The organism is Streptomyces sp. NRRL F-6492, from assembly GCF_001280125.1.
Taxonomy (GTDB): domain Bacteria; phylum Actinomycetota; class Actinomycetes; order Streptomycetales; family Streptomycetaceae; genus Streptomyces.
Genome location: NZ_LGEG01000007.1, coordinates 9,484 through 31,907, shown reverse-complemented (window position 1 = coordinate 31,907; position 22,424 = coordinate 9,484). Strand labels below are relative to the sequence as shown.

The window sequence follows — 22,424 nt, the reverse complement described above, 5'->3', positions numbered from 1 at the left end:
ACGCCGGGATACGGGTGGCGGGGGCGGCCCCGTGGACCGGGGGCCGGGGATCGGGGGCCGGCGGCTCCGGGGCCGGCGGTTCCGGGGCCTCGGGGACCCCCGGGGCGTCCGGGGTCCGGGCCGTCGCCGGGCCGCTCGGAACCGGGGGCTTCGGGGGCCGGGTCGTGGGAGCCGGGACCGTCAGGAGCGTCGGGTTCATCAGACCGTCGGGGCCGTCGGGGCCGTCGGGGCCGTCGGGACCGGAGCCGTAGGAGCAGGACTCGTGGGGACCGGGATCGTGGGACCGGAGTCGTCGGGATCCGGTCGTCGGGAGGGGTGCCGCGGCCGGGAGGCCGGTGGGCTTCGGCACCGTGGAGGGCGACGCTATTGACCTCCGGGGCGCCGGGCAAGCGCGGTTAAGCGCCGCTTCAGAACCCCTTTCGTCCGGTGCCGGGCCGGCGCGGGACGGCCGCGAGGAGGGCGCGGGTGTAGGGGTGTCCGGGAGCGCGCAGGACCCGCTCGGCCGTACCGGACTCGACGACCCGTCCGTCCTTCATCACGGCGACCCGGTGGCTCAGCCGGCGCACCACGCCCAGGTCGTGCGAGACGAACACGTAGGCCACGCCCAGGCGTTCCTGGACGCGGACGAGGACGTCGAGGACCTGGGCCTGGACGGAGGCGTCGAGGGCGGAGACCGGCTCGTCGCAGACGACGACGTCGGGGTCCGGCGCGAAGGCGCGGGCGATCGCGAGGCGCTGCGCCTGGCCGCCGGACAGGTCGCGGGCCCGGCGGTCCAGGACGTCGGGAGCGAGGTCGACGTGGTCCAGGAGCTCGGCGACACGGGCGGCGCGGGCCTCCCGGGGGGTGCCGATCGCCCGCAGCGGCTCCTCCAGCAACTGCCGGGCGGTGTACCGGGGGTCGAAGGAGCCGAGCGGGTACTGGTGGATCATCTGGACGCGCCGGCGGGCCGTACGGCGTTCGGCGCGGGTGCGTTCGGTCCAGGTGCGGCCGTCGAGCTCCACGCGGCCCGCGTCGGGCGTGACGACTCCCATCAGCATCCGGCCCACGGTGGTCTTGCCGGAGCCGGACTCGCCGACGACGCCGAGGGTCTCCCCGGCCCGGACGGTGAGCGACACCCCGTCGACGGCGGTGAGTTCGGGCCGGCCGGGCAGCCGGTACCGCTTCACCAGGCCCTCGGCGCGCAGCAGTACGGGGCCTGGTTCGGGCGCGGCCCTGGTCTCCTCGCCGGGGACGGCCGCGACCAGGGCCCGGGTGTACGGATGGCGGGGCGCGGACAGGATCCGCCCGGCGGGGCCCTCCTCGACGAACCGTCCGTCCTTCATGACGTGGACTCGGTCGGCCAGTTCGCCCACGACGCCGAGGTCGTGGCTGATGAGCAGGACGGCGGTGCCGTCGCGGGCGCGGGCGCGCAGCAGCCGGAGGATCTGCTGCTGCACGGTGGCGTCGAGGGCGGTGGTGGGCTCGTCGGCGATGAGCAGGTCGGGGCGGGCGGCGAGCGCGGAGGCGATCAGGGAGCGCTGGCGCAGGCCGCCGGAGAGCTGGTGGGGGTACTGGGCGGCCCGGGCGCGGGGGTCGGGAACGCCGGCCGCGTCGAGCAGCCGCTCCGTCTCCTCCCGGACCCGCGAGGGCGGGACGGTCCGGTGGATGCGCAGCGGTTCGGCGACCTCCGCGCCGACGCGGCGGAGCGGGTCGAGCGAGCCGAGCGCGTCCTGGAGCACGAACCCGACGCGCCGGCCGCGCAGCGCGCGCAGCCGGCGGCCGTCGAGTCCGCGCAGGTCGACGCCGTCGAAGGTCAGTGCGGCGGCCCGCACGTCGGCGCCGTCGCCGGCCAGTCCGACGAGGCTGCGGGCCGTGACGCTCTTGCCGGAGCCGGACTCGCCGACGACGGCGACGATCTCGCCCGGCCGTACGGTGAACGACACCCCGCGCACCGCCTCCACCCGGCGGCGGCCGCGGCCGAAGGAGACGGTCAGGTCCTCCACCCGGACCAGCTCGCGCGCGGCGGCCGTCCCCTCGGACGTCTTCGGGGCCCCGGCCGGTGCCGTGCGGGACTCGGTGCTCATGCGGTGCTCCCGTCGACGGTGCGCTGGAGGTGGCGGCCGACCGTCGTGATCGCGAGGACGGCGAGGGTGATGGCCGCGCCCGGGAAGGCGGCGGGCCACCAGGCGAGGGCGAGGAAGTCGCGGCTGCCGGCCAGCATCGCGCCCCACTCGGCGGTGGGCGGCTGGGGGCCGAGTCCGACGAAGCTCAGGCTGGAGCTCGCCACGATCATCGCGCCCAGGGAGACGGTGGCGAGCGCGAGGACCGGTCCGAGCGCGTTGGGCAGGACGTGTCGCAGGACCACCTGGGGGCGGGTCCAGCCGAAGCCGTACGCGGCCTCGACGTACGTCCGGCCGCGCAGTGAGATCACCTCGGCGCGGGTGACCCGGGCGAAGCCGGGCAGCGCGCCGACGGCGAGGCCGACGGTGGCGGCGCCCGCGCCCGGGCCGAGGACGGCGACGACGAGGAAGACCAGCAGGAGGCCGGGCACGGAGAGCAGGACGTCGAGGAACCGGCCGATGGCCTGGTCGGCGAACCGGCCGAGCTGGGCGGCGGCGACGCCGACGAGGGCGCCGCCGACGAGGGCGAGGACCACCGCGCCGACGCCGATGAGCAGCGACGGCCGCGCTCCGTACACGATCCGCGCGTACAGGTCGCGGCCGTTCTGGTCGGTGCCGAGCCAGTGCCCGTCGCCGGGCGGGAGCAGCAGGGCGTCGACGTCGGCCGCGTCGGGGTCGACGGAGGTGAAGAGGCCGGGGAAGGCGGCCATGGCGGTCAGCACGGCGAGGACCGCCACGCCGGTCCAGAGGCCGATGCGGGGACGGGTCACGCCGGCCTCCCGGTGTCGCGGATCCGCGGGTCGACGAGCCACTGGAGGGCGTCGACGACGAGGTTGACGAGGACGAAGACGGCGGCGGCGAGCAGGACGACGGCCATGACGACGGGCATGTCCTTGTTCTGGACCGCCGACAGCACCAGCCGGCCGACGCCCTGCCGGGAGAAGACGATCTCGACGATCACGGCCCCGCCGATCAGGGAGCCCGCGATCCAGCCCAGGAGGGTCGTCGCGGGCAGCAGGGCGTGCCGCAGCACGTGCCGGAGGCGCAGCGCGAGTTCGCCGGTGCCGCGGGCGCGGGCGGTCACCACGAAGGGTTCGCCGAGGGCGCGGAGCAGCCCTTCGCGCAGCACCTGGGCGACCACGGCGGTGGGCGCCGCGGCGAGCGCGAGCGTCGGCAGGACCAGACCGCTCGGGCCGGACGTGCCGACGGTCGGGAACCAGCCCAGGCCGAAGGAGAAGAAGGTCAGCAGGAGCAGGCCGAGCCAGAACGGCGGCAGGGCGACGACGACGGACTCGGCGGCGGTGAAGAGGGTCCGCACCCAGCGGTGGCGGTGCGCACCGAGCACGGCGAGGACGACCGAGCCGACCGCGGTGACGAGCAGGGTGGAGGCGATCAGCGTGAGGGTGGCGGGGAGCTGGGAGCCGACGGCCTCCCACACGGGCCGGCGCAGCACGTACGAGTCCCCGAAGTCGCCGCGGAGGATCCGGCCGAGGTGGTCGAGGTACTGGGTGGGCAGCGGGTCGTCCAGGTGGTACTCGGCGGTGATCTCGGCGCGGACGCGGGGCGAGACGCTGGACCGGGCGAGCAGCACGTCCGCGGTGCTGCCCGGCATGATCCGGAGGACCAGGAAGGCGAGGGTGACCGCGCCCCACAGGACGACGACGGCGCCGGCGGCGCGGCCGAGGACGAGCCGGAGGAGGCGGACGGGACGGGCCCGCTCCCGGGCGGTGCCGCCGGGAGCGGGCCCGTCGCCGGTCAGGAGGCCAGCCATGTCGCGTAGAGTCCCGCGGAGCCGTCGGCGGTGAAGCCGGTGCCGCGCACCGCGTCGCGGGCGGCGAGGGTGGAGACGGGCGAGTAGACCGGCAGGACGGCGGCGTCCTCGGTGATCCGGCGCTGCACCTCGCGGTAGATCCGGAACTGTTCCTTCTGGTCGGTGGCGCGCTGCGCGTCGGCGAACAGCTTCTGCACGTCCGGGTCGTCGTAGCGGGCCATGTTGTTGCTGATGCCGCGGGTGGGGGTGGGGATGTTCTCCTTGCCGAACAGGACGCGCAGGACGTCGGGTCCGGGCGAGGAGAAGCTGGTGTCGATGATCTCGTAGTCGCCGGCGAGCAGCCGCTCGACGAAGGTGCCGCCGTCGACGTTCTCCTCGACGAACTCGACGCCGAGCTTCTTGCCCGCGGACTGGATCTGCACGGCGAGGTTGGTGATGGACGGGTCGGACCACAGGTGCCGGACGCGCAGCCGCTTGCCGTCCTTGGTGCGGTAGCCCTGGGCGTCGCGGGCGGTCCAGCCCGCCGCGTCGAGCAGCCGCGCGGCCTCCTGGGGGTCGTGGGCGTAGGCGGCGGCGAGGGAGGCGTCGTGGCCGGGGGTGGTCACGGACAGCGGGCCCTTGGCGGAGGGGTACTGGCCGAAGTGGACGCGCTGGGCGATGGTCGACCAGTCGATGCCGGCGCGCAGCGCCTTGCGGACGGCGACGTCGGCGAGCGGGCCCTTGGCGGTGTTGGGCCAGTAGCTGTAGTTGGCGCCGGGGAAGCTGGTGCTGTGCAGCGTGAAGCCGGGCGTCTTCGCCAGCTGCCGGGTACTGGTGGGGTCGAGGCCGGTGGCGGCGTCGACCTGGCCGCTGGTGAGCGCGCCGAAGCGGGAGGCGTTGTCCGGGACGACCTGGACCCGGATGCCGTCGAGGTGGGCCGGGCCGGAGTGGCCGGCGGACTCGGGGGCCCAGTCGTGGTCGGGGTTCCGGGTGTAGTCGATGCCCTTCTGCGCGACGAGTCCGGTGGCGGTGCGGAACGGGCCGGTGCCGACGATCTTCTTGCAGAGTTCGGCGGTGGATCCCTTGAGTCCGGCCGGGGACTCGATGCCGAGGTTGGGCAGCGCGAGGGCCCCGAGGAAGCCCGAGTCCGGCTGCTTCAGGGTGATCTCGACCGTGTGGGGGTCGACGGCCCGGGAGGACTTGTAGGCGGAGATGAGGCTGGAGGCGAGCAGGGACTTAGTGGCGGGGTCGGCGACGTGGTCGAGGTTGGCGACCACGGCCGCCGCGTCGAAGGGGGCACCGTCGGTGAAGGTGACGTCGTCGCGGAGGACGAAGGTGTAGGTCCGTCCGTCGGGCGACAGCTTCCAGCTCTTGGCCAGCCAGGGCTCGAAGGCGCCCTTCGGGGTCTGGTGGACCAGGGAGTCCAGGATCGGCCGGGACAGCAGCCGGGCGGCCTCGGTGGGGCTCTGGTGGGGGTCGAGGCACTCGGGTTCCTTGGCGATGGCGATCCGCAGGGTGCCCCCGTCGCGGGGCGGTCCCCCGGCGGGCCCGCCGCCGGTCCCGGTCTCCGCGGAGCACGCGGCCACCAGCGTCGTCAGGAGGGCGGTCCCCGCCGCCAGGGTGGCGGATCTCTTCGTCCGTGTCCGTGTACCCGAGTGCATGCTCGTCGTCCTCATCGCTTGTGCCGTGACGTTCGGTGAGTCACGGTGCACGGCCCGCCTAAAGCGGGTCTGAAAGCGGACGGCGGGCGGTCCGGACACGGACGGGGGCGCGACGGGGGGCGCGGGCCGGGCCGGTCAGAGGGAGGCGGCGATCTTCGCGACGAGCTCGTACGAGCGGATCCGGGCCTCGTGGTCGGGCACCTGGGTGAGGACGAACAGCTCGTCGGCGCGGGTGCGGGCGACGAACTCGGCGAGGCGGGGCGCGACGCGCTCCGGGGATCCGACGAACTGCGGGTCGACGCGCGAGCGGAGGAAGTCCCTCTCCGCGGACGTGTAGGTGTGCGCGGCGGCCTCCTCCTCGGTGGGCAGGACGCTCTCCGGGTCGACGGTGCGCATGAGGATCTGTCCGTACACGAAGGCCTCGGCGAGCCGGTGGGCGCGCGCGTCGCTGTCGGCGGCGACCGCTATCACCGCGACGCAGGCGTGCGGTTCGGGCCGGCCCGGGGCGGGCCGGAACGCCTCGCGGTAGGCGTCCAGCGCCTCGGGGGCGCCGCCGCCGACGATGGCGTGGGCGTAGACGTACGGCAGTCCGGCCCGTCCGGCGTGGACGGCGCTGCCGATGCTGGAGCCGACGAGCCAGAACCGGGGCGGGATCTCCGGCTCGGGGACCGCCCGGACGCCCTGGTGGCCTCCGGCGAAGTAGCCGCGGAGCTCGTCGAACTGGGCGTCGAAGCCGAGCCTGCGGGGGTCGCCGAGGCGGGCGGCGGAGGCGGGCGAGCCGCCGGTGGCCCGGCCGAGTCCGAGGTCGACGCGGCCGGGGTAGAGGCTCGCGAGCACGCCGAACTGCTCGGCGACGGCGAGGGCGGAGTGGTTGGGCAGCAGGACCGCTCCGGACCCGACGGTGAGGGTGCGGGTGGCCTGGAGCAGGGGTCCGGCGAGGACGGCGGGGCTGGACGTGGCGAGGGCGGGGGTGCCGTGGTGCTCCGCCACCCAGTAGCGGCGGTAGCCGAAGCCCTCCACCGCCGCGGCCAGGTCGACGGAGCGGCGCAGGGCGTCGCCGGGGGTGTCGCCCCGCCAGACCGGGACCGTGTCGTGCACCGAAATCGCGATTCCCTCGGCCACCGGGTTCTCCTCCTGCTGCTGGGTGGTCACCGGTCTCGCGGACGCGATCCTGAGGCGACCTCATGTTGTCGTCCCGGGCAGTTAAGTCGAGCACTCCTCAGGTTGTCAATGCCGGGGCTCCCGGGGCCGGGAGCAGGTCTTCGGCCACGTCCAGGACCAGGTGGCCGGGCACCTCGGGCCGCCGCTCCAGCCGGTGCGCGAACGCGGTCCCGGCCGGACCGCCCGTGTCGCCGGCTCCGCTCGTGCCGGACCCGAGCGCCTCGAACCCGTAATGCGCGTAGAGGCCGGCGACCTTGGCGTTCTTCGCGGTCGGCCGGTACGCGCCGCGCACCTCGGCGAACCCGGCCGCGGCGGCCCGGTCGAGGAGCGCCGCCAGGCACGCCTGCTCGATGCCCCGCGCGAACACCCGGCAGCTGAGCAGCAGGTTCTCGATGTGCAGGACCTTCTCCTCGGCGCGCAGGAACACCGCGCCGACGAGCCCGTTGCTCCCGAACCTGTCCCCCGCCGTCAGCCCGAGGACGGCGGTGTCCGGGCCGGCGGCCCTGGTCCGCACCTCCTCGGCCGACAGCCGGCGCGTCGTGAGGTTGAACTGGTTGGTGCGCAGCGTGAGCTGGGACAGCCGGGGGATCTCCGCCGGGGCGGCCGGGGCCAGCCGGACGGTCACGCCGAGCCCGGCGAGGAACTCCTCCGCACCGCCCGCCGCGGACAGGAAGTCCGCCCGCGCCGACTCCTCGCGGTAGCGGCGGGTACGGACCCGGTCCTCGGACGTCACCTCCGTCGTCGTGAACCAGCCGTCCGCGAGCAGCCGCGTCACGTGCAGCGCCGGGTCGCCGTCCAGCGGGACCACCGTCGTCTCCGGGAGCTCCGCGCGCACCGCCGCGCACTCGCTCGGGTTGTCGTCGGCGAACACCACGCTGTCGCCGCCCAGGTTGAGGCCGCCGGCCAGGGCGCGCAGCGACTCCGGCTTGGGCTGCCAGCCGGCGAGGATCCGTACGAAGTCCTCCTCCCGCACCCGCAGGTCGGGATGGTCGCGGAGCGCCGCCACCACGGCGTCCCGGTCGTTCTTGCTGACCGCGGCGAGGAGCACCCCCTGCGACTGGAGCTGCTTCACGACCCCCTGGACCCGGTGGAAGGCCTCGCCCCGGCGGCCGTGCGCCACCTCGATCCCCTCCACGCCGTCGTCGCCCAGGACACCGCCCCACAGGGTCTCGTCGAGGTCCACGGCCAGCACCTTCTTCGTCCGGCCGGTCACCGCCCGCACGAGATGGCCCAGTTCACGGGCGTACCCGGCGAGGAACGCGTCGGAGAACCGGGCGCCCGCGTACGTGTCGAAGCGGGCGTCGGCGAGCGCGACGGGCTCGCCGAGCAGCGGGTCGACGTCGAGCACCACGACCCGGCCGGGCCCCTCGCCGGATCCGAACCCGAGCAGTTCCGCGTTGGCGGTCCGCCAGACCGCTCCGAGCCGCGCGCGGGACGGCAGGTCGAGCAGCTGCACCTGCTGGTTCCTGGGCAGCGGCAGCGTGTTGAGGACGAGGGTGCCGGAGGAACGGGCGGCGAACCCGGTCGCCAGCCCCCGCCACAGCGCCAGCTTGCGCCGCAGGGCGTCGGCGACGTCCTCCACCGTGAACGGCACCGGCACCTCGTCGAAGACGGTCGCGTGGTCCAGGACGCACACGGTCACGTCGGCGGGCTCCGTGTGCAGGGAACTCGCCGGATCGCCGAGTTCGTGCACGTACGAGCCGAAGCCGGTGAGCCGCACCTCGGGCGGAAAACCGTGGCGGGCGAGCTCGGCGAGCAGTGCCGTCCGCAGCGCGTCCAGGGTGCCGCCGCCGGTCAGCGCGACCGTGACGGAGGGCAGCCCGGGGTGGTGCGCGCGGGCCCGCGCCGGGTCGACGCGGGCGAGCAGCCGGGCCGCGCGGGCGAGGTCCGTCCGGTCGAGCGCGGCGAGCAGCGCGGGCACGCGGCCGAAGTGGCGGTCCAGGCCGCCGTCGCGGTGCAGGGCCCGCAGGGTTTCGAGGGCGGCGGACGAGGGGGTGGGAGCGGGGTCGGTCGTCATCGGACGGTCTCCGGGGTGCGGGGGTCGAGCGACGCGAGGAGGTGCGCGGCCAGTTCGTGTGCGGTGCGGTGCTCCAGGACGACGGAGGGGCGGACCTCCGCCCCGGTCTCGCGGTTCAGCCGGGCGGCGATCTCCAGCGAGCCGAAGGAGGTGATGCCGATCCCGGTGAGGTCGGCGGCCGGGTCGACCTCGCCGGGCGCGTAGCCGAGGGCCGCGGCGACGGCGTCGAGGACGCGGGCGAGCACGACGCCCTCCCGTTCCTCCTCGGGCACCTCGTGCAGCGCCAGGACGGGCGGCTCCGCCCGCTCGGCGGCGAACGCGGTCGCGTCGGGTACGGGGGCGGGGGCGGCCCCGTGCAGCCAGTACGAGCGGTGCTGGAACGGGTAGACGGGCACCAGCGCGGGGTCGGCGACCGGTCCCGTCCCGAGCAGCCGGTCCCAGTCGACGCGGACGCCCCGGCAGTGCGCCTGGGCGACGGCCCGGACGACCGAGGCGGCCTCCGCGGCCGGGCGGCGGACCAGCGGGATCACGGCGGCCTCGTCCCGCCGGTCGGCGAGGCAGTCGGCGACCAGGCCGGTCATGGTGGTGTCGGGGCCGATCTCGACGAAGGTGTCGACGCCGAGGCCGCGCAGGGCCGTCACGCCGTCGTGGAAGCGGACCGCGTCGCGCACCTGGGCCGACCAGCGGCCCGGCGCGGCGAGTTCGGCGGCGTCGGCGACCGCGCCGGTGCGGTTGGCCACGAGGGGGACCTCGGGCCGGGAGACGGCGAGGTCGGCCGCCGCCGCGTCGACCGCGGCGAGCGCGGGCTCCATGTGCGGAGAGTGGAAGGCGTGGCCGACCTTGAGCGTCTTGGTCCGTACGCCCTCCGCCCGCCAGACCGCCGCGAGCCGGCGCACGGCGTCGGCGTCGCCGGACACCACGGTGGACCGGGGGCCGTTGACGGCGGCGACGGCCACCGCTCCCCCGGCCCGCGCGAGCGAGGCCCGGACCTCGGCCTCGGAGGCCCGGATCGAGACCATCCCCCCGCCCCCGGGGGCGGCCTGCATGGCGCGGGCCCGGGCGACGACGAGCCGGGCGGCGCCGTCCAGGGTCAGGGCGCCGCCGACGTGGGCGGCCGTGAGTTCGCCGATCGAGTGGCCGAGGAGCGCGGCCGGGACCAGGCCGAAGGACTCGGCGAGCCGGGCGAGCGCCGTCTGGACGGCGAACAGCGCCGGCTGGGTGTACTCGGTCCGCTCCAGGAGCGCCGCCCGCGGGCTGCCGGGCGCGGCGAGCACCACGTCCCGCAGGGCGGGCCCCCCGTCGGGGCCGCGGGCCGCGTCGAGGGCGGCGCACACGGCGTCGAAGGTCTCGGCGTACACCGGGAACCGGTCGGTGAGTTCGGCGCCCATGCCGGGCCGCTGGGTGCCCTGGCCGCTGAACACGAAGGCGATCCGGGGCGCGGGGCCGGCGCTCGTGACGGGCGCGGACGGGGCGGTGAGCGCGTCGAGCTCCCGGCCGAGTCCGGCCGCGTCGGCGCCCTGGACGGCGGCGCGGTGCCGGAAGGAGGTCCGGCGGGTGGCCAGCGTCCGCGCGACGGCGCCGAGATCGGTGTCCGGCCGGTCCCGCAGCAGCGCCCGCAGCCGTCCCGCCTGGGCCCGCACCGCCTCGGGGGACCGCCCGGACAGGGCCCAGCCGGTGCGGCTCCCGGGGCCGGTGCGGCTCCCGGGGCCGGTGCGGCTCCCGGGGCCGGTGCGGCTCCCGGGGCCGGTGCGGCTCCCGGGGCCGGTGCGGGCTCCGGGGCCGGTGCGGCTGCCGGCGCGTACTCCTCCACGACGACATGGGCGTTGGTGCCGCTGATGCCGAACGAGGAGACGCCGGCCCGGCGCGGGCGGCCCTCGACGGCGGGCCAGGGGCGGGCCTCGCTGAGGACGGCCACGCGCGCGGAGGGCCAGTCGACGAACTCGGACCACTCCTCGGCGTGCAGGGTCGCGGGCAGGACGCCGTGCCGCAGGGCCTGGATCGTCTTGATCACGCCGGCCACGCCGGCCGCCGCCTGGGTGTGGCCGAGGTTCGACTTCACCGAGCCGATGTAGAGCGGGGCCGTACGGGCGGGGTCCTCGCCGTACGCGGCGATGAGGGCGCCCGCCTCGATCGGGTCGCCGAGGGCCGTCCCGGTGCCGTGGGCCTCGACCGCGTCGACGGCGGAGGCCGGGATCCCCGCGGCGCGCAGGGCCGCCTCGACGACCTTGCGCTGGGCGGGCCCGCTCGGCGCGGTGAGCCCGTTGCTCGCCCCGTCGGAGTTGACCGCCGAGCCCGGCAGCAGGGCCAGTACGGGATGTCCGTGGCGGAGCGCGTCGGAGAGCCGCTCCAGGACCAGGAGGCCCGCCCCCTCGCCGAAGCCCGTGCCGTCCGCCCCCTTGCCGAAGGCCTTGCAGCGGCCGTCGGCGGCGAGCCCGCCCTGGGCCGCGAAGTCGGTGAAGACCCGGGGCGTCGCCATCACGGTCACCCCGCCCGCCAGCGCCAGGTCGCACTCGGTCCGGCGCAGCGACTCGGCGGCCAGGTGCAGCGCGACCAGCGACGACGAGCAGGCGGTGTCGACGGTCAGGGCGGGGCCCTCGAAGCCGAAGGTGTGCGCGAGGCGTCCCGAGACGATGCTGGCCGCGTTGCCGGTCATCAGATGGCCCTCGACGTCCGGGGGGACGGTGCCGGGCGGCGGCGCGTACTCCTGGTAGATCGCCCCGGCGAAGACGCCCGTCCGGCTGCCGCGCAGGTCGCCGGGCAGGATGCCGGCCCGCTCCAGCGCCTCCCAGGACAGTTCGAGGAGCTGCCGGTGCTGCGGGTCCATCGCCAGGGCCTCGGTGGGGCCGATCCCGAAGAACGCGGGGTCGAAGCCGGCCGCGTCGTCGAGGAAGCCGCCGGCGCGCGCGTGCTCCAGAGCCGCCGGGTCCCAGCCGCGGTCCTTCGGCGGGTCGCCGACGGTGTCCGCGCCCCGCGCGACGACCTCCCAGAGGTCCTCGGGCGAGCGGACCCCGCCGGGGTAGCGGCAGGCCATGGAGACCACGGCCACCGGCTCGCGGAACGCGGCGAGCCGCGCCGCGTGCTCGGCCAGCTCCTTCTTGGTGCGGGCGAGTTCGTCGGTCATCCACTGGAGGTACTCGACCAGTCTCTTCTCGTCGGCCATGACTGCGGCCTCCTCTCGTCGTCGGGGTCAGGACCGGAACTCGGAGTCGATGAAGCGGAGGAGCTCCTCCGCCGTCGCCGGGGCACCGGCCGTGCCGGCCGGGTCCGGGTCCGCCGTCGCCGGTTCGGGGGCCAGCCGGTCCAGGAGGTGGTCGGCGAGGGCCTCGGGCGTCGGGTGGTCGAAGACCAGGGTCGCCGGGAGCCGCAGGCCGGTGGCCCGGCCGAGCCGGTTGCGCAGCTCGACCGCGGTGAGCGAGTCGAAGCCGAGCTCCTTGAAGGTCCGGCCGTCCGCGCCGCCGTCCGCGCCGGGCGCGGCACCGAGGACGGTGGCGATGTGCCGGAACACGGTGTCGGACACCAGTTCCCGCCGCCGCGTCGGCTCGGCCGCCGCGAGCCGCTCGGGCAGCCCGTCGCCGGCCGGCGCCTCCTCGGCGGCGGCCGCGGCGGCCCTCGGGCGGACCAGCGAGCGCAGCGGCGGAGCGAGTTCGGTCTCCGCCGCGAGCCGGGCCGCGTCGAGCCGTACGGCGGCGAGCGCGGGCTCGCCCGCCTCCAGGGCGGCGTCCAGGAGGGCGAGGCCGTGCGCCGGGGACAGCGGAAGGAGTCCGCCGCGGTTCATCCTGGCCCGGTCGGCTCGGGACAGTCCGCCGGTCATGGAGCTGTCGGAGCGCCACAGGCCCCAGGCGACCGAGGTGGCCGGGAGGCCCGCCCGGGCCCTGGCCGTCGCCAGGTTGTCCAGGTGGACGTTGGCGGCGGCGTACGCGCCCTGGCCCGCGCTGCCGACGAGGCCGGCCGCGGAGGAGAACAGGACGAAGGCCGCGAGGTCGGCGTCCCGGGTGAGCCGGTCCAGGTGCCGGGCGCCGTCGGCCTTGGGCCGCAGCACCGCGTCGAGGCGGGCCGGGTCGAGGGTGCGCAGCGTCGCGTCGTCGAGGACGCCGGCGGCGTGCACGACCGCCGTCAGGGGGTGCTCGGCCGGGATGCCGGCGAGCAGTCCGGCGACCTCCGCCTCGTCGCCGACGTCCGCGGCGACGGAGGTCACCCCGGCCCCGAGGGCGGCGAGTTCGTCGTGCAGGGCGCGGGCCTCCTCCGTGTGCGCGCCGCGCCGGCCCACCAGGAGCAGGTGCCGGGCGCCGTGCCGGGCGGCGAGGTGGCGGGCGACGAGCCGGCCGACGCCGCCGTACGCGCCGGTGATCAGGGTGGTGCCGTCCGGGTCGAGGGGCCGCGGGATGCTCAGCGCCACCTTGCCGGTGTGCCGGGCGAGGCTGAGGTGGCGCAGGGCCCGGGGAGCCTGGGCCACGTCCCACGCGGTCACCGGCAGCGGTGCGAGGACGCCGGTCCGCAGCAGCTCGCCGAGGTCGGCGAGCATCTCCTGGATGCGGTCGGGGCCCGCCTCCATCAGGTCGAAGGAGCGGTAGCCGACGCCGTGTTCGGCCCTGACCCGGAAGGCGTCGCGCAGGTCGGTCTTGCCCATCTCGACGAACAGGCCGCCAGGGGTGAGCAGTTCGAGGGAGGCGTCGACGAACTCTCCCGCGAGGGAGTTGAGGACGATGTCCACGCCGCGTCCGCCGGTGGCGGCGCGGACGGCGGGGACGAAGGACAGGTCGCGGGAGTTGCCGATGCGGTCGGCGGGCAGTCCCGCGGCCTCGACGGCGGGGTGCTTGGCGAGGCCGGCGGTGCCGAAGACGTGCAGGCCCCAGTGGCGGGCGAGCTGGATCGCGGCGCCGCCGACGCCGCCGGCGGCGGAGTGGACGAGCAGCCACTGCCCGGGTTTCGCGTCGGCCAGGTCGCTCAGGGCGTAGTACGCGGTGAGGAAGACGGCGGGCACGGTGGCGGCCCGCGCGAAGTCGATCCCGTCGGGGATCGGGGCGAGCAGCCGGTGGTCGGTGACGGCGACCGGGCCGATCCCGCCGGACACCAGGCCCATCACCCGGTCGCCCGGGGCGAGTCCGACGACGGCGTCGCCCGTGTCGAGGACCACGCCGGCCGCCTCGGTGCCGAGTTCGGCCTCGCCCGGGTACATGCCGAGGGCGAGCATGGCGTCGCGGAAGTTCAGTCCGGCGGCGCGGACGGCGATCCGCACCTCGTGGTGGCCGAGCGGCCGTTCGGGCACCGGGCGGCGCACCAGGTCGTCGGCCGAGCCGCTGCCGCCGGTGGCGAGGCGCCAGTTCCCGTCCCGGCCGGCGGCCGGGTCGAGCGCCGGCCGGTGCGGGCGGAGCCGGGGCACCAGGAGTTCCGTGCCGCGCAGCGCGAACTGGTTCTCGTCGCCGGCCAGGACCCGCGGCGGCAGGCCCCCGCCGGGGCCGTCCGCGTCGAGCAGGACGACCCGGCCGGGTTCCTCGGTCTGCACGCTGCGGACCAGGCCCCAGACCGCGCCGCCGACCGGGCCCGCGACGCCCTCGCCGGGCACGGCCTCGACGGCGCGCCGGGTCCGTACGACGAGACGGGCGGAGTCCAGGCGCGGTTCGGCGAGTCCGGCCCGCAGGGTGGTGACGAGCGCCTCCAGGGCGCCGCGCAGGGCCTCCGGCCGGTCGTCGCCGGGGTCCGGGGCGGGCAGCACGAGGGCCCCGGGCGGCCGGGCGCCCGCGTCGAGCGCCGCCAGGACGGCGGCCGGGTCGGGGTGCTCCGGCGAGCCCAGCTCCCACACCGCCGGTACGGAGGCGGCGACGGGGACGTCCGTGCCCGGTGCCGCCTCCCAGCCGAGGGCGTACAGGGAGTCCGCCCGGACGGGCTCGGCGACCCGGAAGGCCACGGCGTCGAGGTCCGCCACGGGGGCGCCGTCGGCGCCGGTCAGCGACACGGACACGGTGTCGTCCCCGCCCCGGCGCAGGTGTGCGCGCACGAGGTCCGGCACGTCGCCGTACCGCCGCAGGCCGCGCCAGCTGAAGGGCAGCCGGACGGCTCCGTCGTCGGGGAAGAGCCCGGCGACGCCGGTGGCGTGCAGGGCGGCGTCGAGCAGCGTCGGGGCGATCCGGAAGCCCGTGGGCCCGGTCGGGGACAGCTCGGCGTACACCTCGCCGCCGGACCGCCACGCGGCGCGGACGCCGCGGAAGGCGGGGCCGTACCGGTAGCCCTTGAGCGCCAGGTCGTCGTACAGCGCGTCGACGTCGACCGGGTCGGCGCCGGACGGCGGCCAGGGGCCCGGGAGGGCTCCGGGGCGCTCCCCCTCGGGTGCGAGGGTCCCGGCGGCGTGGGCGGTCCACGGCGCGCCGAGCGGATCGTCGTCGGCGTCGCCGGCGGGCCGGGCGTGCACGGTCAGGGACCGTGTGCCGTCCCGCTCCGGGGGTCCGACGGCCACCTGGATCTCGACCGCGCCGCCGTCGGGTCCGTCTCCCGCGAGCACCAGCGGCTCCCGCAGGACCAGCTCCTCCAGCTGCCCGGCGCCCGTCAGCCCGCCCGCGTACAGGGCGAGTTCGGCGAGGACGGCGCCGGGGACGAGGACCGTGCCGTCCACCGCGTGGTCGTCGAGCCACGGCTGGTCGTGCGGGGAGAGCCGGCCGAGGAGCAGCAGTCCGTCGGTCCCGGCGGTGCGGACCGCGCCGGTGAGCAGCGGGTGGCCGGCCGGGCGGAGGCCGGCGGGCGCCCGCCCGGCCGCGGGGCCGGGGGCGGCCGGGTCGAGCCAGTGCCTCCGCCGGTCGAAGGCGTACGTGGGCAGGGGCGGAAGCCCCGGCGTCCGGGCCCCGGTGTGGACGGTCCAGTCGACCGGCACGCCTTGGACCCAGGCCTCCGCGACGGAGCGCAGCACCCGGTCGAGGCCGCCCTCGTCCCGGCGGAGCGTGCCGAGCACGGCGGTGGCGTCGCCGCCGGGCGCGGCGTCGAGGACGTCCTGGACCCCGACGCCGAGCACCGGGTGCGGGCTGACTTCGACGAACACCTCGTGGCCCGCCGCCAGGGCGGATTCCACGGCCGTCCGCAGCCGCACGGTCTCGCGCAGGTTCCGGTACCAGTAGGCGGGCCGGCCGAACTCGGGGTCGCCGGGCGCGACGGGCCCGCCGGTCACGGTCGAGAAGACCTCCGCCGCGAAGGCGTCGCGGGGCTCCGTGTCGGGGAGCACGGCGAGGAGTTCCGCCTCCAGGGACGCCACCTGGGCGGAGTGCGAGGCGTAGTCGACGTCGATGAGCCGCACGCGGACGCCCTGTTCGTCGAAGGCGCGGCGGACCCGCTCGACCTCCGCCGGTTCGCCCGCGACCACGGTGGACCGGGGGCCGTTGACGGCGGCGACGCCCGCCGTCGCGCCCGTCGCGTCGAGCACGTCCCGGACCGCGGTCTCGTCGGCGGCCACCGACAGCATCGCGCCGCTGCCCGCGAGGGCGCGCAGGGTCCTGCTGCGCAGCGCGGCGACGGCGGCCGCGTCGGCGAGGGACAGCGCCCCGGCCGTCGGGGCCGCGGCGATCTCGCCCTGCGAATGCCCGATGACGGCCGCCGGGCGCACCCCGAACGACTCCCACAGCGCGGTGAGGCCGGTCATGGTCGCCCAGAGCACCGGCTGGACGACGTCCACCCGGGACAGGTCGGCGTCGCCGCGCAGCGCGTCGAGCAGCGACCAGCCGGTGAGCGGGTCGAGGGCGGCCGCGGCCTCGGCGATCCGTCCGGCGAACGCGGGCGAGCGGTCGAGGAGTTCGCGCGCCATGCCGGGCCACTGGGCGCCCTGGCCCGGGTAGAGGAAGACCGGGGCGCGGTCGGCGGGGGCGTGGCCGGTGACGACGTGCGGGGACGGGGTGTCGTCCGCGACGGCGGCCAGTCCTTCGAGGGCCGCGGCGCGGTCGGCGGCGACGACGACCGCGCGGTGCGCGAACACGCTCCGGGCGCCCGCGAGTTCGGCGGCGATCGCGCCCAGTCCGGTGTCCGGCCGGGCCTCCAGGTGGGCCAGCAGGCGCCGGGCCTCGCCCTTCAGGGCGCCCGCCGACTTCGCGGACAGGACCAGCGTGTACGGGGCGCCGCCGTCCGGCCCGTGGTCCGGTGCGCTCTCCGGGCGCGCCGGGGCCTCCTCGATGACGACGTGCGCGTTGGTGCCGCTCATCCCGAACGCCGAGACGCCGAAGCGGCGCGGGCGGTCGCCCGCGGGCCAGGGGGTGTTCTCGGTGAGCAGGGCCAGTCCGCCCCGCTCCCAGTCGACGTGCCGGGTCGGCGCGTCGACGTGGAGGGTGCGCGGCAGCGTCTCGTGGCGCAGCGCCTGGACCATCTTGATGATCCCGCCGACGCCCGCCGCGGCCTGGGTGTGTCCGATGTTCGACTTCAGCGAGCCGAGCCACAGCGGCGGCCGGCCGTCCCGGCCCGCGCCGTACGCGTCGAGCAGCGCCTGCGCCTCCACCGGATCGCCGAGGGTGGTGCCGGTGCCGTGGGCCTCGACGGCGTCGACGTCGGCGGGGGTGAGCCCGGCGCTGCGCAGCGCCTCCTCGATGACCCGCTGCTGGGAGGGGCCGTTGGGGGCGGTGAGGCCGTTGCTGGCGCCGTCCTGGTTGGTGGCGGAGCCCCGGAGCACGGCCAGGACGGGATGGCCGTTGCGCCGTGCGTCCGACAGCCGCTCCACGAGCAGCAGTCCGACGCCCTCGCTGAAGCCGGTGCCGTCGGCGGCGTCCGCGAAGGCGCGGCAGCGGCCGTCCGGGGACAGTCCGCGCTGCCGGCTGAACTCGACGAAGGTGGCGGGCGTCGCCATCAGCGTCGCGCCGCCGACGAGCGCGAGGTCGCACTCCCCGGAGCGCAGTCCCTGCGCCGCCAGGTGCAGGGCGACGAGCGAGGAGGAGCAGGCGGTGTCGACGGTGACGGCCGGGCCCTCCAGGCCGTACGTGTACGAGATCCGGCCGGAGGCGACGCTGCCGGCGCTGCCGGTGCCGAGGTAGCCGCCGTGTTCGCGCGGGTCGGTCTGCGCCCGGCCGCCGTACTCGGTGTAGATCAGGCCCACGTACACGCCGGTGCGCGAGCCGCGCAGGCCGGCCGGGTCGATGCCGGCGCGCTGGAACGCCTCCCAGGAGGTCTCCAGGAGCAGCCGCTGCTGGGGGTCGGCGGCCCGGGCCTCGCGCGGGGACATCTCGAAGAAGTCGGCGTCGAAGTCGGCGGCGTCGTGGAGGAAGCCGCCGCGCCGGACGTAGGAGGTGCCGGGGTGGTCGGGGTCGTCGTGGAAGAGGCGGTCCAGGTCCCAGCCCCGGTCCCCGGGGAACTCCCCGATGGCGTCGCCGCCGCGCTCCAGGAGGTCCCAGAGCTCCTCGGGGCTGCCGGCGCCGCCCGGATAGCGGCAGCTCATGGAGACGATGGCGATCGGGTCGTCGTCGGTCCGCGCGACGGGACCGGTCCGGTTCCGCTCCCGGCCGGCCGGGGCCGTCCCGGCGGACAGGTACGCGGCAACGGCGCGGGGCGTGGGGTGGTCGAACACGAGGGTGGCGGGAAGTCGGCGCCCGACGACCCTGCCGAGGTGGTCGCGGAGCTGCACGGCCGTCATCGAGTCGATGCCGAGGTCGCGGAACGGCCGGTCGGGGCGGACGTCCCGGGGCGAGTCGTAGCCGAGGATGCCGGCGACCGCCCTGGAGACCGCGGCGAGCAGGTCGGCCGGGTCGGCCGGGCGGGCGGCGGGCGGGCCGGCCGGACCGACGACACCCAGGCGGCGGGCCGGCGCGGGGGCGGCGGGCGCGGCCTCGGGCAGGGGGCCGTCCAGGGTGCGCAGCCGTATCCCCCCGACGGTGAGGACGACGCGCCCGTCGGCGTCGACGGCGGTGGCCGCGAGTTCCCCGGGGCCTCGCCGGGTGACGGCGATCCGGGCCACGGGGGTGCCGGGGGCGTGCGTCCGGACGTCGGTCCAGGCGAAGGGGACGGTGACGGCGGCCTCCTCCCGGGCGCCGCCGTTCGTGTCGCCGGTGGCGCCAGCGTTCGTGTCGCCGTTCGTGTCGCCGGTGGCGCCGCCGTTCGTGTCGCCGTTGGTGAGCCCTGCCAGGAAGGACGCCTGGAGTGCGGCGTCGAGCACGGTCGGATGGATCGCGTACCCCGGCACCGGGCTTCCGGGGACGATGTCGGCGACGGCGGTGACGCCGTCCGTGCGGACCTCGCGCACCGACCGGAGGGCGGGCTCGTAGTGCACGCCCCGCTCGGCGAGGGCCGCGTAGCCGGCGGCCGCGTCGACGGGCTCGCCGCCGTCCGGGAACGCGACGCCGACGGCGTCCTCCTCCCCCGTCGCCTCTTCCGTCCCCTCCGCCGTGAGCACGCCGGTGGCGTGCAGCAGCCACGGCGCGTCCGGAACCCCGTCGTCGCGCCGCGCGTGCACGGTGACCGCCGCGTCGCCGTCGTCCTGGGCGTGGACGGACACCTGCAGCCGTACGGGCGCGTCCTCGGGGACGTCGACGGGGGCGAGCAGGGTCAGCTCCCGCACCCGGGGCAGGCCGACGCGCTCCCCCGCCGCGAGGGCGAGTTCGGTCAGCGCGCCGGACACGAGCAGCGTCCGGTCCCCGAGGCGGTGTCCGCGCGTCCAGCTCCGCTCCGCGCCGCCCTCGGGGACGGCGCCGGTGAACAGCACGCCCCCGCCGTCGGCGCGCTCGACCGCGGGGCCGAGCAGCGGATGGCCGCCGGGGTCGGCCTGGGCGGGCGCGTCCCCGCCGGTGCGGGTGTCGAGCCAGTAACGGCGTTCCTGGAAGGCGTACGTGGGCAGCGGTACCGTCCGGCCCCCGGTGGCCGGGCGGCGGACCTCCGCGCCGGCGACGTACAGCTCGGCGGCGGCGGTGAGCAGCCGGTCGGGGCCGCCGTCGTCGCGGCGGAGCGTCCCGGAGACGTGTACGGGCGCCTCCTCGTCCGGGCGGGCGTCCTCGGCCGTGTCCGTGAGGGCGGCGACGAGCACGGGGTGGGCGCTGACCTCCAGGAAGTGGCGGTGGCCGGCGTCGACCAGCGCGCGCACGGTGTCGGCGAGCAGGACCGGCTCGCGGAGGTTGGCGTACCAGTAGGCGGCGTCGAGCCGGGTGGTGTCGCTCGCCCCGGGCCCGGCCGTCACCGTGGAGTGGAAGGGGACGGCGGAGGCGCGCGGGCGCAGCCCGGCGAACTCGTCCAGGAGGGCGTCCCGCAGCGGTTCGACGGCGTGGGAGTGGGACGCGTAGTCGACCGGGACCGGGCGGGCCCGCAGGCCGTCGGCCCGGGCGGCGGCGACGAACTCCGCGACGGCGTCGGTGTCCCCGGACACGACGGTGGAGCGGGGGCCGTTGACGGCCGCGACGCCGAGGTCCGTCCGGTCGCCGACGCGGCGCCGCACGTCGTCGGCCGACAGCTCGACGGAGGCCATCGCACCGGTGCCGGCGAGGGCGAGGAGGGCCTTGCTGCGCCGGGCCACGAGCGCGGCGGCCTCGTCCAGGGACAGGGCTCCGGCGACGTACGCGGCAGCGATCTCGCCCTGCGAGTGGCCGACGACGGCGGCGGGTTCGACGCCGAGCGAGCGCCAGGCGGCGGCCAGCGACACCATGACCGCGAAGAGGGCCGGCTGGACGACGTCGACGCGGGCGAGCTCGGGGGCGTCGTCCCGGGACACGACGTCGAGCAGGTCCCAGTCGGTGTGCGGGACGAGGGCCTCGGCGCAGCGGGTCAGCTCGGCCCGGAACGGCTCGGAGGAGGCGAGGAGTCCACGGGCCATGCCGGCCCACTGGGAGCCCTGCCCGGGGAACACGAAGACGGGGCGGGCGCCGCCGCGCGCCTCGCCGCGCGCGGTGCGGCGGGAGGGCACGCCGTCGGCGAGGGCCGCGAGTTCGCGGGCGAGGTCGTCCGGGGTGCGGCCGACGGCCACGGCGCGGTGCGGCAGGGCCGCGCGTCCGGAGCGCAGGGTGTGCGCGATGTCGGCCGGGGCGAGCCCGGGGTGGGCGTCGAGATGGGCGCGCAGCCGGGCGATCTGGTCGTCCAGCGCCCGCTCGGTGTGGCCGGACAGCTCCCAGGAGACGGGCGGGGGCGGGTCCGCGGGATCCGCGGTGCCGGACCCGGACGTGAGGGCGGGATCCGCGGTGCCGGACCCGGACCCGGACGCGAGCGCGGGATCCGCGGTGCCGGACGCCGGCGTGGGCGCGGACTCGGGACCGGTCTCGGAGACGGGCTCCGGGGGCGCCTCGATGACGACGTGCGCGTTGGTGCCGCTGATCCCGAAGGACGACACGGCGGCGCGGCGCGGCCGGTCCCTCTCGGGCCAGGGGCGCTCCTCGGTGAGCAGTTCGACGCCGCTGTCGGCCCAGGCCACGTGCGGGGACGGCGCGTCGATGTGGAGGCTGGCCGGCAGCACGCCGTGCCGCATCGCCTCGGCCATCTTGATGACGCCTCCGATGCCGGCGGCGGCCTGGGTGTGCCCGATGTTGGACTTCAGCGAGCCCAGCCACACCGGATCGCCGGCGGTGCGCTCGCCGCCGTACACGGCGATCAGCGCCGCGGCCTCGATCGGGTCGCCGAGGCCCGTTCCGGTGCCGTGGCCCTCGACGGCGTCCACGTCGGCCGCGCCGAGCCCCGCGTCGTCGAGCGCGGCCCGGACGACCCGCTGCTGCGCGGAGCCGTTCGGAGCGGACAGCTGGGTGCTGGCACCGTCGGAGTTGACGGCGCTGCCGCGCAGCACGGCGACGACGGGGTGGCCGGCGGCGAGCGCGTCGGAGAGCCGTTCGACCAGGACGAGCCCGGCGCCCTCGGCCCAGCCGGTGCCGTCCGCGCCCGCCGCGTACGCCTTGCAGCGGCCGTCCGGGGACAGTCCGCGCTGCCGGCTGAACTCCACGAAGGTCGCCGGGGTGGCCATCACCGTCGCCCCGCCGGCCAGGGCCATCCGGCAGTCGCCGCGGCGGACCGCCTGGGCGGCGTAGTGCAGGGCGACGAGCGACGAGGAGCAGGCGGTGTCGACCGTGACGGCGGGGCCTTCGAGCCCGAAGGTGTACGCGACCCGGCCGGACGCGACGCTGCCGGCGCTCCCGGTGCCGATGAACCCCTCGAAGCCCTCGGGGGCGCGGGCGTGGCGGGAGCCGTAGTCGCCGTACATGACGCCGGCGAAGACCCCGACGGACTGCCCGGACAGGGAGCGCGGGTCGATGCCCGCGCGTTCGAAGGCCTCCCAGGCGGTCTGCAGCAGCAGCCGCTGCTGCGGGTCGACGGTGAGGGCGTGACGGGGGCTGATGCCGAACAGCTCGGCGTCGAAGTCCGCGGCGTCGTGGAGGAAGCCGCCCTGGTCGGCGTAGGTGGTGCCCTCCTTGGCCGGGTCGGGGTCGACGAGCCGGTCGAGCGGCCAGCCGCGGTCGCGCGGGAAGGGTCCGATCGCGTCGGTCCGCGACGCGACCAGCCGCCAGAGGTCCTCGGGCGACCGGACGCCTCCGGGATAGCGGCAGGCCATGCCGACGATCGCCAGGGGTTCGCCGGCGGCCTGCTCGACCTCGTCGAGCCGCGCGCGGGTGCGCAGCAGGTCGGCGGTGGTCCGCCTGAGGTAGTCGCGGAGCTTGTCTTCGTTCGCCATCGATAAACCGCTCTCCGAAGCTCGGTCGGTGCTCAGTTCGGCTGGGCCGGTACTCGGTTCGGGCCGGTACTCGGTTCGGGCCGGCGCCCGGTGCGGACCGGCACCTGGTGCGGGTCGGCGGCCGGTGCGGGCGGGTATTCGGTCCGCC

Annotated in this window: 7 protein-coding genes and 1 pseudogene; all 8 read right to left on the bottom strand. The window is 76.9% G+C overall.

What is annotated here, in order from left to right; all coding sequences use genetic code 11:
• Positions 1-407 precede the first annotated feature (407 nt).
• Entirely contained in the window at positions 408-2,063 is a 1,656-nt protein-coding gene (locus tag ADL08_RS02510) for a dipeptide ABC transporter ATP-binding protein (RefSeq protein WP_053640357.1), read from the bottom strand.
• A complete protein-coding gene (locus tag ADL08_RS02505) occupies positions 2,060-2,869 on the bottom strand; it encodes an ABC transporter permease (RefSeq protein ID WP_053640356.1) in 810 nt (269 codons plus the stop codon). Before ADL08_RS02505 ends, ADL08_RS02510 begins: the two co-directional genes overlap by 4 nt.
• Positions 2,866-3,870: an ABC transporter permease gene (locus tag ADL08_RS02500; RefSeq protein WP_078968623.1), complete on the bottom strand. Its 1,005-nt coding sequence runs from the start codon at positions 3,868-3,870 to the stop codon at positions 2,866-2,868. Before ADL08_RS02500 ends, ADL08_RS02505 begins: the two co-directional genes overlap by 4 nt.
• Positions 3,855-5,510, bottom strand: a complete 1,656-nt coding sequence (locus ADL08_RS02495; protein ID WP_053640355.1) for an ABC transporter substrate-binding protein — start codon at positions 5,508-5,510, stop codon at positions 3,855-3,857. Before ADL08_RS02495 ends, ADL08_RS02500 begins: the two co-directional genes overlap by 16 nt.
• Before the next feature lie 135 nt (positions 5,511-5,645).
• Positions 5,646-6,662 (bottom strand): LLM class flavin-dependent oxidoreductase, encoded by a 1,017-nt coding sequence (locus tag ADL08_RS02490; RefSeq protein ID WP_234351970.1) that lies wholly within the window; start codon positions 6,660-6,662, stop codon positions 5,646-5,648.
• A 67-nt stretch (positions 6,663-6,729) separates the two neighbouring features.
• Complete coding sequence (locus tag ADL08_RS02485) at positions 6,730-8,688, bottom strand: HAD-IIIC family phosphatase (RefSeq protein WP_053640354.1); 1,959 nt, start codon at positions 8,686-8,688, stop codon at positions 6,730-6,732.
• A pseudogene (locus tag ADL08_RS39140) lies at positions 8,685-11,830 on the bottom strand (type I polyketide synthase). The gene ADL08_RS02485 and the pseudogene ADL08_RS39140 overlap by 4 nt, the downstream one beginning before the upstream one ends.
• A 45-nt stretch (positions 11,831-11,875) precedes the next feature.
• Positions 11,876-22,276 (bottom strand): type I polyketide synthase, encoded by a 10,401-nt coding sequence (locus ADL08_RS02475; protein ID WP_078968622.1) that lies wholly within the window; start codon positions 22,274-22,276, stop codon positions 11,876-11,878.
• Positions 22,277-22,424: the final 148 nt, after the last annotated feature.